This window comes from Citrobacter sp. MGH105, from assembly GCF_001037485.2.
Lineage (GTDB): Bacteria > Pseudomonadota > Gammaproteobacteria > Enterobacterales > Enterobacteriaceae > Citrobacter > Citrobacter portucalensis.
Genome location: NZ_CP073048.1, coordinates 3575464 through 3589731 on the forward strand (window position 1 = coordinate 3575464; position 14268 = coordinate 3589731).

The following is a 14268-nucleotide window of genomic DNA, read 5'->3' on the forward strand; positions in this document are numbered from 1 at the left end:
AAGGACATTTCAACATGACTATGACCACTGTTATTCACAAAACCGGACTCGGCGTCAGCGTTGCGGGCGTGGTGCTGGCGATTATCGGCGCGCTCATCCAGTCCACGGCGCTGTGGCAGCCGGGGCTGGTGATGTTCACCGTCGGATTCGCCGCCGGTGCAGGCTACTGGCCTGGTTTACGCAGCTATCAGTTTACGCTGTGGATCATCGCTGGTTTTGTTGCCGCCATGACCTGGTCTACGGATCTGATCGTCTGGGGCGGTTTCAATATCACTCATAAATGGATCGTGTTCCTTGTGATTCAGGCCACCATGTTCAGCATGGGCACCAAGCTAACGATCCAGGATTTTATTGATGTCGCCAAAATGCCGTGGGCAGTTTTTATCGGTACCTTCTGTCATTTCGTGATCATGCCCCTGCTCGGCCTGAGCATTACCCTGATCTTTGATTTTCCGCCTGAAGTGGCGGTGGGCATTTTGTTGATTGGCGCTTGCCCCAGCGGTCTCTCGTCGACGGTGATGGTTTACATCGCCAACGCCAACCTCGCGCTGGCGGTGTCAATCGCCGCAGTCTCAACGCTGGCGGCAACGGTAATGACGCCACTGTGGGTTAATCTGCTGGCGGGTTCGATGATCGATATCCAGCTCACCGCGATGGTGATGGACGTGGTGAAAATCGTATTAATTCCCATCGGAGCAGCAATTCTGCATGACTATCTGAAAACCTATGCAGGCGTGCGCGGACGCCGTGTTGTCCAGATGCTGGCCGGGATCGGCGCAATTTGGCTGCTGTATATGATTGCCGGCGGCTGGGACGCGCTGTTTGGTCATGCCAGCGCCGAAGCGCAGATGTACGCGGTGGTCCTCAACTTCGTAGCAGGCGGCCTCGTTTGGGCATTGTTCTACAACTGGCTGTATGGCCGCGTGGCGGGCGTGAAGAAGGTCATGCCAACCATCTCAATGATGGGGATCATTTTCTTTACCACCACCGCCGCCGCAGCCGGGCGCGACAACCTGGTGCAGGTCGGTTTCCTGCTCTGCTTCGCCATGTTGATGCATAACCTCGGCGGCTTCCTGATTGGTTATCTGATGAGCCGCTGGATCTTCCGCATGGACGTGCAGTCTGCCCGTACCGTGGCCTTTGAAGTCGGCCTGCAAAACGGCGGTATGGCGTCAGGGCTTGCCGCCGCGATGGGCAAACTGGCAACGGTTGGACTCGCATCAGCGGTGATGACACCGCTGGGTAACGTTAGCGGCTCGCTGCTCGCTAACTACTGGCGCAAAAAAGACGCCAGACAGGCGCAGGTAGCAGCAGCCAAAGATCCCGTTCAACCTGCTTGCGAAAATCTGTCGAAAGGATAATCACGATGACAACTCTCACTCTGGGACACGCCCTGCGCGCCGTAACCTATGCGCTCGAACTCGCCGAAACACGTTATGCAAATCGCCCGTTAAGCGTGGCCGTATGCGATGCCAATGGAGAACTGCTCAGCTTTGCGCGGATGGATAACGCCAAACTGTTAACCATCAAGTTAACCCAGCGTAAAGCGCGCACCAGCAGCCGCCTGGGCTGCACCACGCAGGCATTTTTACAGCGTCTGCAAAAAGAGCAGCTGGATATTAGCTATTTTGCCGATCCGCGTTTTACGGCGCTGCCGGGCGGGATCCCGATTCTGCACCAGGGGAAATGCCTTGGAGCCGTCGCGGTGGGCGGTTTATCCGCGCAGGAAGATCATGATGCGGCGCTGTCCGTCGCGGAAACGTTACTTAAGGAGATTGCCCAATGAAAAAGGTCGCCATGCTGCATACCAGTGCAGCCACGCTTGCGATAATGCAACAGCTGATCGCCGACATCATGCCGGAGGTCGAAGTGATGCACCTGGTTGAAGAATCTATGATTAAACAGGTGATGAAAGCCGGAGGCGTATCGCCAAATATTGCCGCCCGCATCGCCGACTATGTGCATATTGCTGAAAAGGCGGACTGCGATATCTTTATTACCGCCTGCTCTTCAATTGGTACTGCGGTGGAGCAATGCCAGTTTATGACCCCACTCCAGCTCGCGCGCATTGACTGCGCGATGGTGGAAGAGGCGATTGAAAAAGGCGAACGGATCGCCGTGTTAGCAACCGTGGCAACCACGCTGAAGCCAACGCTGGATTACGTCCAGCGTAAAGTTCAGCAAAGCGGTAAATCACGAACCATTACGCCTGTATTAATGGAGGATGCATTCCACGCGCTGCTGGCGGGAGATATGGATACCCATGACCGTATCGTCAGTGAAGGGTTACAGAGCGCCTTTACCCAGGCGGATGTCGTGATGCTGGCGCAGGCTTCGATGGCGCGCGTTTTACAACAGCTCCCTTCCCCGCCGGTGCCGGTAATGACCTCACCGGAAAGTGGAATTCGCTGGTTGAAAACGCTGGCTGAACGCTAAATTCCCGGCAAAAAAAGGCCATCATCAGATGGCCAACCATGTCGAAACGGGACCAGCCCTTGACTATGCAGAGAGTCAGGGCTGTTTTTTTATTTCTTACTTAATAACGGTTTTCAGCGCTTCGCCGATATCGGCCAGGCTACGAACAGTTTTCACGCCTGCGGCTTCCAGCGCAGCGAATTTCTCATCCGCTGTACCTTTACCACCCGCGATGATCGCACCCGCGTGACCCATACGCTTACCTTTCGGCGCAGTCACACCCGCGATGTAACCCACAACCGGCTTGGTCACATGATCTTTAATATAAGCAGCTGCTTCTTCTTCCGCGCTACCGCCGATCTCACCGATCATGACGATCGCTTCAGTCTGCGGATCTTCCTGGAACAGCTTCAGGATGTCGATGAAGTTAGAGCCTGGGATCGGGTCGCCGCCGATACCCACACAGGTAGACTGGCCGAAACCGTAGTCGGTGGTCTGCTTAACCGCTTCATAGGTCAGGGTACCTGAACGGGAAACGATACCCACTTTACCCGGCTTGTGAATGTGGCCCGGCATGATACCGATTTTACATTCACCCGGAGTGATAACGCCTGGGCAGTTCGGGCCTATCATGCGTACGCCAGCTTCATCCAGCTTCACTTTCACGGTCAGCATATCCAGTGTTGGGATACCTTCGGTGATGGTGATGATAAGCTTGATGCCTGCATCGATTGCTTCCAGAATGGAATCTTTGCAGAACGGCGCCGGAACGTAGATAACGGTGGCAGTTGCGCCGGTCGCTTCTACCGCTTCACGTACGGTGTTGAACACTGGCAGACCCAGATGCGTGGTGCCGCCTTTGCCCGGCGTAACGCCACCGACCATTTGCGTACCGTAAGCGATCGCTTGTTCGGAGTGGAATGTCCCCTGGCTACCGGTGAAGCCTTGGCAGATAACCTTGGTATCTTTATTAATTAAAACTGACATTATTTCCCCTCCACTGCGGCAACAACCTGCTGAGCTGCATCCGTCAGACTTTTCGCTGCAATAATATTCAGGCCGCTATCAGCCAGTTTTTTCGCGCCGAGTTCAGCGTTGTTACCTTCCAGACGTACCACGACCGGAACGTTTACACCTACTTCTGCTACCGCGCCGATGATACCGTCAGCGATCAGATCGCAACGTACGATACCGCCGAAGATGTTAACCAGTACGGCTTTAACATTGTCATCAGAGAGGATAATTTTGAACGCTTCGGTTACACGCTCTTTGGTCGCACCGCCGCCAACGTCGAGGAAGTTAGCCGGTTCGCCGCCGTGCAGCTTAACGATGTCCATGGTGCCCATTGCCAGGCCCGCACCGTTAACCATACAACCGATGTTACCGTCCAGTGCGACGTAGTTCAGTTCCCACTGTGCAGCCTGCGCTTCACGCGGATCTTCCTGAGACTGGTCGCGCATTTCGCGCAGATCAGCCTGGCGGAACAGTGCGTTGCCGTCAGCGCCCAGTTTACCGTCGAGGCAGATCAGGTCACCCTGCTTGGTCACCACCAGCGGGTTGATTTCGATCAGCGCCAGATCGCGCTCCAGGAAGATAGTCGCCAGACCCATGAAGATCTTGGTGAACTGCTGAACCTGTTTACCTTCCAGACCCAGTTTGAACGCCAGCTCACGACCCTGGTAAGGCATCGGGCCTGCCAGCGGATCGAGCGCCACTTTGTGGATCAGGTGCGGGGTTTCTTCCGCTACTTTTTCGATTTCCACGCCGCCTTCGGTAGAGGCCATGAAGACCACGCGACGGGAGCTACGGTCAACAACTGCGCCGAGGTAAAGTTCTTTACCAATGTCGGTCGCGGCTTCAACCAGAATCTGATTTACCGGTTGGCCATGAGCGTCTGTCTGGTAAGTGACCAGACGTTTACCCAGCCAGTGTTCAGCAAAAGCGCGAATGTCTTCTTTGCTGTTTACCACCTTCACACCGCCCGCTTTACCACGGCCACCAGCGTGAACCTGACATTTCACTACCCACGGGCCAGCGCCGATTTTAGATGCAGCTTCTTCGGCTTCACGCGGAGTAGTACAGGCATAACCCACCGGTGCCGGTAAGCCATAGCGGGCAAAAAGTTGTTTTGCCTGATATTCATGTAAGTTCATGTGTTCTGTCCATCCTTCAGGTAATCGTTATCTTTTACCCGTAGGTCTGATAAGCGTCCAGACCTACGGGGCAGGTGATACTCTTATTAACTACACGTCCAGCAGCAGACGCGTTGGATCTTCCAGCAACTCTTTAATGGTTACCAGGAAGCCTACTGACTCACGACCATCGATCAGACGGTGGTCATAAGACAGCGCCAGATACATCATCGGCAGGATTTCAACCTTGCCGTCTACCGCCATCGGACGATCTTTGATGGCATGCATACCCAGGATGGCGCTCTGCGGTGGGTTGATGATCGGCGTGGACATCAGGGAACCGAACACACCACCGTTTGTGATGGTGAAGTTACCACCCGTCAGATCTTCAACCGTCAACTTGCCGTCGCGACCTTTAACTGCCAGTTCTTTAATATTCTTCTCAATGTCAGCCATACCCAGCAGATCCACATCACGCAGGACCGGCGTGACCAGGCCACGCGGCGTGGAGACCGCCATGCTGACATCAAAGTAGTTGTGGTAAACCACGTCATCGCCGTCGATGGACGCGTTCACTTCCGGATAGCGTTTCAGCGCTTCAACAACCGCTTTCACGTAGAAAGACATAAAGCCCAGACGGATACCGTGGCGTTTCTCGAACGCGTCACCGTATTGCTTACGCAGGTCCATGATTGGCTTCATGTTGACTTCGTTGAACGTGGTCAACATGGCGGTGGAATTTTTCGCTTCCAGCAGACGCTCGGCTACGCGTTTGCGCAGACGGGTCATCGGAACACGTTTTTCGCCACGCGCGCCCAGTTGAGCCTGCGGTGCAGGTGCTGCAGCCGGCGCTTTTGCTTCGGCTTTCGCAGCCGGAGCTTTCGCCAGATGTTTTTCAACATCTTCACGGGTGATACGACCGCCGACACCGGTGCCGTTGATAGCGCTGGCTTCGAGGTTATGCTCACCCAGCAGGCGACGGATCGCCGGGCTCAGGGCATCGTTGTTCTGCTCAGCAAGAGACGCCTGCTGGCGCTGTGCCGGAGTAGAATCTTTCTCTTCAGACTTAGCACTGGTTTCTTTACCGGTGCTGTTGCCTTCACGCAGGCGACCGAGGATCTGGCGAGAAGTGACGGTTGTCCCTTCATCTTCCAGAACCGCATCAAGAATACCGTCCGCTGATGCCGGTACTTCCAGTACCACTTTGTCAGTTTCGATTTCTACCAGTACTTCATCACGACGTACTGCATCGCCCGGTTTTTTGTGCCAGGTTGCAACCGTTGCATCCGCTACGGATTCAGGCAGGTCGGGAACAAGAATATCTACGCTACTCATTATTTATCCTTTATTTAATCGACGTTCAGCGCGTCATTTACCAGATCTTGTTGCTGCTTCTGGTGAACGGACATATACCCTACTGCCGGAGAGGCAGAGGCCGGGCGACCTGCATAACGCAGAGCTGACCCAAATGGAATTACTTCACGGAAATGATGCTGGCTGCAGTACCATGCGCCCTGGTTGAGCGGCTCTTCCTGGCACCAGACAAAATCATGTACATGAGCAAATGGTTTCAGCGCTTCCTGCACCGCTTTATGCGGGAACGGATAGAGCTGTTCGATGCGCACAATGGCGACATCTTTTTGGTCGTTCTTGCGGCGTTGCTCCAGCAGGTCGTAATAAACCTTACCAGAACACATCACGACACGCTTCACGCCTTTAGGATCAAGTTCATCTACTTCGCCAATGGCTGGCAGGAAAGTACCATTTGCCAGTTCGTCAAGCGTAGACACCGCCAGCGGATGACGCAGCAGCGACTTCGGTGACATCACCACCAGCGGACGACGCATACCGCGCAGCGCCTGACGACGCAGCATGTGGTAAACCTGCGCCGGGGTAGACGGGACGCAAACCTGCATGTTTTGCTCAGCGCAAAGTTGCAGATAACGTTCCAGACGCGCGGAGGAGTGCTCTGGACCCTGACCTTCATAGCCGTGCGGCAGCAGCATAACCAGACCGCACATACGGCCCCATTTCTGCTCGCCGGAAGAGATAAACTGGTCGATAACGACCTGTGCACCGTTAGCGAAGTCGCCGAACTGTGCTTCCCAGATGGTCAGCGTGCGCGGTTCTGCTGTGGCATAACCGTACTCGAACGCCAGCACGGCTTCTTCAGACAGCACGGAGTCCCATACGCGGAAGGTGCCCTGTCCGTTATGCACATGCTGCAGCGGAGTGTAGGTTGAACCGTTCGCCTGGTTATGAATCACCGCGTGACGGTGGAAGAAGGTTCCGCGACCGGAGTCTTCACCCGACAGACGGACCGGAATGCCTTCGTCAACCAGCGTGGCGTAAGCCAGATTCTCTGCACCACCCCAGTCAAACAGCTTCTCGCCTGCGGCCATGGCCTGACGGTCGCCGTAAATCTTGGCAACACGCGACTGCATTTCAACCGCTTCAGGTACGGTGCTGATGCGTTTTGCCAGCTCCTGCAGACGCTTCATCTCAACTTTGTTCGGGTAGTTTTCATCCCATTCGTGGTTGAGGTACGGCGACCAGGTGAAGGAGTGCATGTTCATTGGACGCCACTCTTTCACTACGCATTCGCCAGCATCCAGCGCGTCACGGTACAGATTGACCATCTCGGTCGCATCTTCCAGCGTGGCGACCTTGTCCGCTTCCAGCTTATCAGCGTAGATTTTGCGCGGGGTCGGATGCTTTTTGATTTTCTGATACATCAGCGGCTGGGTTGCGCTCGGCTCGTCGGCTTCGTTGTGGCCGTGACGGCGGTAGCACACCAGATCGATGAAGACATCGCGTTTAAAGGTATTACGGAAATCCAGCGCCAGACGCGTCACGAAAGCGACCGCTTCCGGGTCATCCGCGTTCACGTGGAAAATCGGCGCCTGAACCATCTTACCGATGTCGGTACAGTACGGTGTAGAACGCGCATCCAGCGGGTTAGACGTAGTGAAGCCCACCTGGTTGTTGATAACGATGCGAACGGTACCGCCCACTTCGTAACCACGCGCTTTCGACATATTCAGGGTTTCCTGAACCACGCCCTGCCCGGTAACTGCCGCATCACCGTGAATGGTGATTGGCAGGACTTTATTGCTGCTCGGTTCGTCCAGACGATCCAAACGTGCACGTACGGAACCGATAACCACCGGGCTAACGATTTCCAGGTGCGACGGGTTAAACGCCAGCGCCAGGTGTACCAGACCGCCTTCGGTTTCGATATCTGATGAGAAGCCCATGTGGTACTTCACGTCACCGGTGCCGAGGTGTTCTTTATGTTTGCCCGCAAATTCGTCGAACAGTTCCTGCGGGCGTTTGCCCAATACGTTAACCAGAACGTTCAGACGACCACGGTGCGCCATGCCCAGTACCACTTCACGGGTACCGCTGTTACCGGCGTGGCGGATCATCTCTTTGAGCATTGGGATTAACGCATCGCCGCCTTCAAGCGAGAAGCGTTTCGCGCCCGGGAACTTAGCGCCCAGGTAGCGTTCCAGACCTTCTGCTGCGGTCAGTTCACTGAGGAAGCGTTTTTTCTCTTCGCTACTGAATGCGGCACGGCCAGACTCGATACGCTGCTGAAGCCAACGTTTTTCTTCGGTGCTGGTGATGTGCATATACTCGGCGCCAATTGGGCCGCAGTAGGTTTGTTTCAGCGCAACAACCAGGTCACTCAGCTTCATCGTGTCTTTGCCGCCGGCAAAAGAACCTACGTTAAAGCTTTCCTGGAAATCCGCATCGGTCAGATCGTGGAAAGACGGGTCCAGATCGGCCACATTTTCTTGCTGCCACAGTCCCAGCGGATCAAGATTCGCATGCTGATGACCGCGGAAACGATAGGCGTTAATGAGCTGCAGGACTTTAACCTGCTTCACATTGGCATCAGGGTCGGAAATAGAAGAAGAGTAACGTGGGGTAATCAACGCCTGTCGACGGAAATAATCACGTGTTTTTGAGTGAAGTTGATCCGGTTTGACTCCGGTACCAGGTAACTGCTGGAACGTCGAACGCCAGTTAGCATCTACCGAGTCAGGGTCGGTTAAGAAGTCTTCATAGAGCTGTTCTATCCAGCTCTGGTTAGAACCAGAGAGGTAAGAAGAGTCCAACCAGGCTTTCAAAGCGCTGTTCTGCATCGTGATCCCTTAAGCATTTGTATGCTTACTTCGCCGTGGATACTACCACGCACACCGATGTGCGTGCCGGGGTTCACTTGTTGCGGACTGTCGTGTCATCTGCGTCCGCTAAGGAACCTTTAAAAACTGTCTAATAATGTGGCAGTTTTTAGAGGTTTCCTGCACTTATATTGCCTGATGGCGCTTCGCTAATCAGGCCTACAAGGTACGTAACCCGTAGGCCGGATAAGACGCTACGTCGCCATCCGGCAACCACTACAACAACTTACGCACTACGTTTGAGCAGCATCGACTTAATATGGCCGATGGCGCGCGTCGGGTTCAGTCCTTTCGGACATACGCTGACGCAGTTCATGATGCTATGGCAGCGGAATACGCTGAAAGCGTCACTTAAACCTTCCAGGCGGCTGTCGGTCTCGGTATCGCGGCTATCAATTAAGAAGCGATACGCTGCCAGCAGGCCTGCCGGGCCAATAAACTTGTCCGGGTTCCACCAGAATGATGGGCAGGACGTTGAGCAGCATGCACACAAAATACATTCATACAGCCCATCGAGCTTCTCACGCTGCTCTGGCATTTGTAAATGCTCACGAGCTGGCGGATTTTTCCCATTATTCAACAAGTAAGGCTTAATCTTCTCATACTGTGCGTAGAATTGCCCCATGTCTACCACCAAATCGCGCACAACCGGTAAACCCGGTAGCGGGCGAATGACAATTTTTTTGCCCGGCTGATTCAGCGCAGAAATAGGAGTGATACAGGCCAGTCCATTTTTGCCGTTCATGTTCAGACCGTCGGAGCCACAAACCCCTTCACGGCAGGAGCGACGAAACGACAGCGACGGATCTTTTTCTTTCAGCTGCATCAAGGCATCCAGCAGCATCATGTCGCGCCCTTCTTCCGCCTCCAGGGTGTAATCCTGCATGCGCGGAGCGTCGTCAACATCCGGGTTATAGCGATAAACTGAAAACTCGAGTTTCATTGTCCTGTCTCCGCATTAATAAGTACGAATCTTCGGCGGGAATGCCGGGCGCAGCTTCGGTTCCATATTGACTTGACGTCGCGTCATGGATTCCGACTCTGGCAGGTACAGGGAATGGCACAGCCAGTTTTCATCATCACGTTCCGGGAAGTCGAAGCGGCTATGCGCACCACGGCTTTCGGTACGGAAGTTTGCAGATACTGCAGTGGCGTACGCGGTCTCCATCAGGTTATCCAACTCCAGACACTCAACGCGCTGGGTGTTGAACTCGCTGGAGGTATCGTCCAGACGGGCATTTTTCAGGCGTTCGCGGATCGCTTTCAGCTCTTCCAGACCTTTCGCCATCGCATCGCCTTCGCGGAATACCGAGAAGTTATGCTGCATACATTCTTGCAGCGCTTTGCGAATCGCCACCGGGTCTTCACCGTTACGGTTACCGTTCCAGCGGTTCAGACGCGCCAGAGAAGCGTCGATTTCATCTTCGGTCGCATCCAGCAGGTCACCCTGCTCGGCGATTGATTCCTGCAGATGCAGACCAACCGCACGACCAAATACGACCAGGTCCAGCAGCGAGTTGCCGCCCAGACGGTTGGCGCCGTGAACCGATACGCAGGCGATTTCGCCGACGGCAAACAGCCCAGGGATCACCACATCTTCGCCCTGCTCATTCACGGTCAGCGCCTGACCGGTTACTTTGGTCGGAATACCGCCCATCATATAGTGGCAGGTTGGGATAACCGGAATCGGCTCTTTGACCGGGTCAACGTGAGCAAAGGTACGGGACAGTTCGAGAATACCCGGCAGACGGGATTCCAGCACTTCTTTACCCAGGTGGTCGAGTTTCAGTTTGGCGTGCGGACCCCACGGGCCGTCGCAGCCGCGACCTTCGCGGATTTCGATCATAATGGAACGCGCCACCACGTCACGACCCGCCAGGTCTTTCGCATTCGGGGCATAACGCTCCATGAAGCGCTCGCCGTGTTTGTTCAGCAGGTAGCCACCTTCACCACGGCAGCCTTCTGTTACCAGAACGCCTGCACCGGCGATACCGGTTGGGTGGAACTGCCACATCTCCATATCCTGCACCGGCACGCCAGCGCGGATAGCCATACCAACACCGTCACCGGTATTGATGTGGGCATTAGTGGTGGACTGATAAATACGGCCAGCACCACCGGTCGCCAGCACGGTCGCACGGGCTTTGAAGTAAACCACTTCACCGGTTTCGATACACAGCGCGGTGCAACCGACAACTGCGCCATCGGCGTTTTTCACCAGGTCCAGCGCATACCACTCGGAGAAGATGGTGGTATGGTTTTTCAGGTTCTGCTGATACAGCGTGTGCAATAGTGCATGACCGGTACGGTCGGCCGCTGCCGCAGTACGTGCCGCCTGCTCGCCGCCGAAGTTCTTCGACTGGCCGCCAAACGGACGTTGATAAATTGTGCCATTGTCGAGGCGAGAGAACGGCAGCCCCATGTGGTCCAGCTCCAGAATCGCTTCCGGGCCGGTTTTACACATATATTCAATAGCGTCCTGGTCACCAATGTAGTCCGACCCTTTAACGGTGTCGTACATGTGCCATTCCCAGTTATCTTCATGGGTATTACCGAGCGCAACGGTGATGCCACCCTGCGCGGATACGGTATGGGAACGGGTTGGGAACACTTTGGAGAGCAGCGCACAGGTCTGACCGCTCTGGGAAATTTGCAGCGCCGCGCGCATACCTGCGCCGCCGGCACCAATCACAACAGCATCAAATTCTCTGACTGGCAGTTTCATTACACACCCCACACCACAACAAATCCATAAATGACGTAAACCACCAGCGCAACAACGATAGCCAGTTGCAGAATCAGGCGCACAGCCAGAGGTTTAACGTAGTCGGTCAACACCTGCCACATGCCGATCCAGGCATGAATCAAGATGGAGAAAAGTGCCAGCAGGGTGAAGACTTTGGTGAATGCCGATGAGAAGAAACCGGTCCAGACTTCATACGTCAGCTCGCCGCTGGTGGCGAAGAAACCGACCATATAGATGATGTATAACGTCAGAACGATAGCGGTAGCACGGACCAGAATGAAGTCATGTACGCCGTTGCGTCCTAATGCGGAGGCGTTGCTTACCATACGAGGACTCCTGCGAGAAGTGAAAGCACGACAATGATAACGAAACAAATTTTGGCGGAGCGTGTCCCTGCTTCGAGGGTTTCTTCGATATAGCCAAAATCCATCAACAGATGGCGAATGCCCATTACGGCGTGATATGCCAGCGCAATCAGGATCCCCCACAGAATTAACTCCACAAAGAAGTTATTCATAATGGATGACGCGGTGAGGAAACCTTCAGGGGAGGAAAGGCTGGTACCCAATAACCACAACAGAATCCCGACCGCCACAAAGGTGATCACTCCGGATACGCGATGGAGAATGGACGCTATCGCCGTGATTGGGAACCGGATCGTTTGCAGATCCAGATTGACAGGTCTTTGTTTTTTCACATTTCTTATCATGAATAACGCCCACATGCTGTTCTTATTATTCCCTTTAGACTTCGGGTACAGAAGATGAAGACACCTGTAGCCTGAAAGACGACGGGATTTCCTTCCTCCGGTCTGCGTGCGGGTCAGACAGCGTCCTTACTATAACTACGCGTCATATAAAACACTGCTTCCAGATGCTAAAACGACACGTTACAACGCTGGTTGGCTCGGGATTGCAGGGTATTCCGGAGACCTGGCGGCAGTATAGGACGTTCACAAAATCATTACAATTAACCTACATATAGTTTGTCGGGTTTTATCCCGAACAGTGACATAGGTCACGATAACAACATTATTTTAATTTTTAATCATCTGATTTGACAATCATTAAACAAAGTTGTTACAAACGACACCAGAAAAAGCATATAATGCGTAAAAGTTATGGGGTCACTCTTTCACCGGAGATTTAGTTATGTAACAGTGTGGAAGTATTGACCAATACCTTCAGGACAGTTATTAGTGATAGACAGGTTAAATAATTCGGATTGCTAAGTTCTTGATTTGCAGTTTATTCGCCATGAAAAGACCGTTTTACCTGCAAGCGCCCATAGCTCTGTACCCAGGTCATCCCCTCTTTCGCAGAGCGGCGAGCCAAATAACAAACTGGTAACGGTTTATTGATGCACGAAGGCAAATTTAAGTTCCGGCAGTCTTAAGCAATAAGGCGCTAAGGAGACCGTAAATGGCTGATACTAAAGCAAAACTCACTCTAAATGGTGACGCTGCTATTGAACTGGATGTGCTGAAAGGTACGCTCGGTCAAGATGTTATTGATATTCGTAGCCTCGGCTCAAAAGGGATGTTTACTTTTGACCCAGGTTTCACCTCTACCGCATCCTGCGAATCCAAAATTACTTTCATCGACGGTGACGAAGGTGTTTTGCTGCATCGCGGCTTCCCGATTGACCAACTGGCGACCGAGTCCAACTATCTGGAAGTGTGTTATATTCTGCTGTACGGCGAAAAACCGACGCAGGAAGAGTACGACGAGTTCAAAACCACAGTCACTCGCCATACCATGATCCACGAGCAGATCACCCGTCTGTTCCACGGTTTCCGCCGCGACTCTCACCCGATGGCCGTTATGTGCGGTGTTACCGGAGCGCTGGCAGCGTTCTATCATGACTCGCTGGATGTAAACAACGCACGTCACCGTGAAATCGCCGCCTTCCGCCTGCTGTCCAAAATGCCAACCATGGCAGCGATGTGCTACAAATATTCCATCGGGCAGCCGTTCGTGTACCCACGTAACGATCTCTCCTACGCCGGTAACTTCCTGAACATGATGTTCTCTACGCCGTGCGAAAAATACGAAGTGAATCCGATTCTGGAACGCGCAATGGACCGTATCTTAATCCTGCACGCTGACCACGAACAGAACGCCTCAACCTCTACCGTACGTACCGCGGGCTCTTCTGGCGCTAACCCGTTTGCCTGCATCGCGGCTGGTATCGCTTCCCTGTGGGGACCGGCACACGGCGGCGCAAACGAAGCTGCGCTGAAAATGCTGGAAGAAATCAGCTCTGTTAAACACATTCCGGAATTTGTTCGCCGCGCGAAAGATAAGAATGATTCCTTCCGCCTGATGGGCTTTGGTCACCGTGTTTATAAAAACTATGACCCGCGCGCTACCGTCATGCGTGAAACCTGCCATGAAGTACTGAAAGAACTGGGCACCAAAGATGATCTGCTGGAAGTGGCGATGGAACTTGAGCACATTGCGCTCAACGACCCGTACTTCATCGAGAAGAAACTCTACCCGAACGTAGACTTCTACTCCGGCATCATCCTGAAAGCGATGGGCATTCCGTCCTCCATGTTCACCGTTATCTTCGCCATGGCACGTACCGTTGGCTGGATTGCACACTGGAACGAAATGCACACCGACGGCATGAAAATCGCCCGTCCTCGTCAGCTGTACACCGGCTACGACAAGCGCGATTTTAAGTCTGATATTAAGCGTTAATTGTTCAGGCCACCGGATAATTCCGGTGGCTTTTTTCAGTTCCCGTCTTGTTCATTGCATTCACCTCTTCAATATTACTT

At 53.7% G+C, this 14268-nt stretch carries 12 protein-coding genes and 1 pseudogene; 5 read left to right on the forward strand and 8 right to left on the reverse strand.

The genetic code is table 11. The annotated features are described in order from the left end of the window. Positions 1–14 precede the first annotated feature (14 nt). The 3 genes from SK35_RS17355 to SK35_RS17365 are packed head-to-tail and all read left to right on the forward strand — an operon-like array spanning position 15 to position 2436. Entirely contained in the window at positions 15–1361 is a 1347-nt protein-coding gene (locus SK35_RS17355) for a bile acid:sodium symporter family protein (protein ID WP_020996543.1), read from the forward strand. 5 nt (positions 1362–1366) lie between these two features. Then, a complete protein-coding gene (locus tag SK35_RS17360) occupies positions 1367–1786 on the forward strand; it encodes a GlcG/HbpS family heme-binding protein (RefSeq protein WP_048214663.1) in 420 nt (139 codons plus the stop codon). Then, on the forward strand, positions 1783–2436 hold the full coding sequence (locus SK35_RS17365; RefSeq protein ID WP_048214664.1) for an aspartate/glutamate racemase family protein: 654 nt from the start codon (positions 1783–1785) through the stop codon (positions 2434–2436). The genes SK35_RS17360 and SK35_RS17365 overlap by 4 nt, the downstream gene beginning before the upstream one ends. 96 nt (positions 2437–2532) lie before the next feature. Here SK35_RS17365 and sucD read toward each other — a convergent pair whose 3' ends face one another. From sucD to sdhC, 8 genes are all read right to left on the reverse strand, one after another. Further along, positions 2533–3402 carry a succinate--CoA ligase subunit alpha gene (sucD, locus tag SK35_RS17370; RefSeq protein ID WP_003022929.1) on the reverse strand — a complete coding sequence of 290 codons (870 nt, stop codon included), beginning with the start codon at positions 3400–3402 and terminating at the stop codon, positions 2533–2535. Beyond that, on the reverse strand, positions 3402–4568 hold the full coding sequence (gene sucC / locus SK35_RS17375) for an ADP-forming succinate--CoA ligase subunit beta (protein ID WP_003022927.1): 1167 nt from the start codon (positions 4566–4568) through the stop codon (positions 3402–3404). The genes sucD and sucC overlap by 1 nt, the downstream gene beginning before the upstream one ends. 90 nt (positions 4569–4658) lie before the next feature. Continuing rightward, entirely contained in the window at positions 4659–5882 is a 1224-nt protein-coding gene (odhB, locus tag SK35_RS17380) for a 2-oxoglutarate dehydrogenase complex dihydrolipoyllysine-residue succinyltransferase (protein WP_003022925.1), read from the reverse strand. 14 nt (positions 5883–5896) lie between these two features. Beyond that, positions 5897–8698: a 2-oxoglutarate dehydrogenase E1 component gene (gene sucA, locus SK35_RS17385; RefSeq protein WP_003831411.1), complete on the reverse strand. Its 2802-nt coding sequence runs from the start codon at positions 8696–8698 to the stop codon at positions 5897–5899. Between the two features lie 265 nt (positions 8699–8963). Further along, entirely contained in the window at positions 8964–9680 is a 717-nt protein-coding gene (gene sdhB, locus SK35_RS17390) for a succinate dehydrogenase iron-sulfur subunit SdhB (RefSeq protein ID WP_003022921.1), read from the reverse strand. A gap of 15 nt (positions 9681–9695) precedes the next feature. Then, entirely contained in the window at positions 9696–11462 is a 1767-nt protein-coding gene (gene sdhA / locus SK35_RS17395) for a succinate dehydrogenase flavoprotein subunit (protein ID WP_003831409.1), read from the reverse strand. Further along, complete coding sequence (gene sdhD, locus SK35_RS17400; RefSeq protein WP_003831408.1) at positions 11462–11809, reverse strand: succinate dehydrogenase membrane anchor subunit; 348 nt, start codon at positions 11807–11809, stop codon at positions 11462–11464. The genes sdhA and sdhD overlap by 1 nt, the downstream gene beginning before the upstream one ends. After that, on the reverse strand, positions 11803–12207 hold the full coding sequence (gene sdhC / locus SK35_RS17405; protein ID WP_003831406.1) for a succinate dehydrogenase cytochrome b556 subunit: 405 nt from the start codon (positions 12205–12207) through the stop codon (positions 11803–11805). Before sdhC ends, sdhD begins: the two co-directional genes overlap by 7 nt. Before the next feature lie 383 nt (positions 12208–12590). Between sdhC and SK35_RS17410 the strand changes: the two are divergent. Next, positions 12591–12701: pseudogene (locus tag SK35_RS17410) on the forward strand (hypothetical protein). A gap of 203 nt (positions 12702–12904) precedes the next feature. Then, positions 12905–14188, forward strand: a complete 1284-nt coding sequence (locus SK35_RS17415; protein WP_003831404.1) for a citrate synthase — start codon at positions 12905–12907, stop codon at positions 14186–14188. The last annotated feature ends 80 nt before the right edge of the window (positions 14189–14268 follow it).

What these genes read in the sequence shown, in the direction of transcription:
- SK35_RS17355 (WP_020996543.1), top strand. Translation starts at nt 15, where the DNA reads ATGACTATGACCACTGTTATTCACAAAACCGGACTCGGCGTCAGCGTT.
- SK35_RS17360 (WP_048214663.1), top strand. Translation starts at nt 1,367, where the DNA reads ATGACAACTCTCACTCTGGGACACGCCCTGCGCGCCGTAACCTATGCG.
- SK35_RS17365 (WP_048214664.1), top strand. Translation starts at nt 1,783, where the DNA reads ATGAAAAAGGTCGCCATGCTGCATACCAGTGCAGCCACGCTTGCGATA.
- sucD (WP_003022929.1), bottom strand. Translation starts at nt 3,402, where the DNA reads ATGTCAGTTTTAATTAATAAAGATACCAAGGTTATCTGCCAAGGCTTC.
- sucC (WP_003022927.1), bottom strand. Translation starts at nt 4,568, where the DNA reads ATGAACTTACATGAATATCAGGCAAAACAACTTTTTGCCCGCTATGGC.
- odhB (WP_003022925.1), bottom strand. Translation starts at nt 5,882, where the DNA reads ATGAGTAGCGTAGATATTCTTGTTCCCGACCTGCCTGAATCCGTAGCG.
- sucA (WP_003831411.1), bottom strand. Translation starts at nt 8,698, where the DNA reads ATGCAGAACAGCGCTTTGAAAGCCTGGTTGGACTCTTCTTACCTCTCT.
- sdhB (WP_003022921.1), bottom strand. Translation starts at nt 9,680, where the DNA reads ATGAAACTCGAGTTTTCAGTTTATCGCTATAACCCGGATGTTGACGAC.
- sdhA (WP_003831409.1), bottom strand. Translation starts at nt 11,462, where the DNA reads ATGAAACTGCCAGTCAGAGAATTTGATGCTGTTGTGATTGGTGCCGGC.
- sdhD (WP_003831408.1), bottom strand. Translation starts at nt 11,809, where the DNA reads ATGGTAAGCAACGCCTCCGCATTAGGACGCAACGGCGTACATGACTTC.
- sdhC (WP_003831406.1), bottom strand. Translation starts at nt 12,207, where the DNA reads ATGTGGGCGTTATTCATGATAAGAAATGTGAAAAAACAAAGACCTGTC.
- SK35_RS17415 (WP_003831404.1), top strand. Translation starts at nt 12,905, where the DNA reads ATGGCTGATACTAAAGCAAAACTCACTCTAAATGGTGACGCTGCTATT.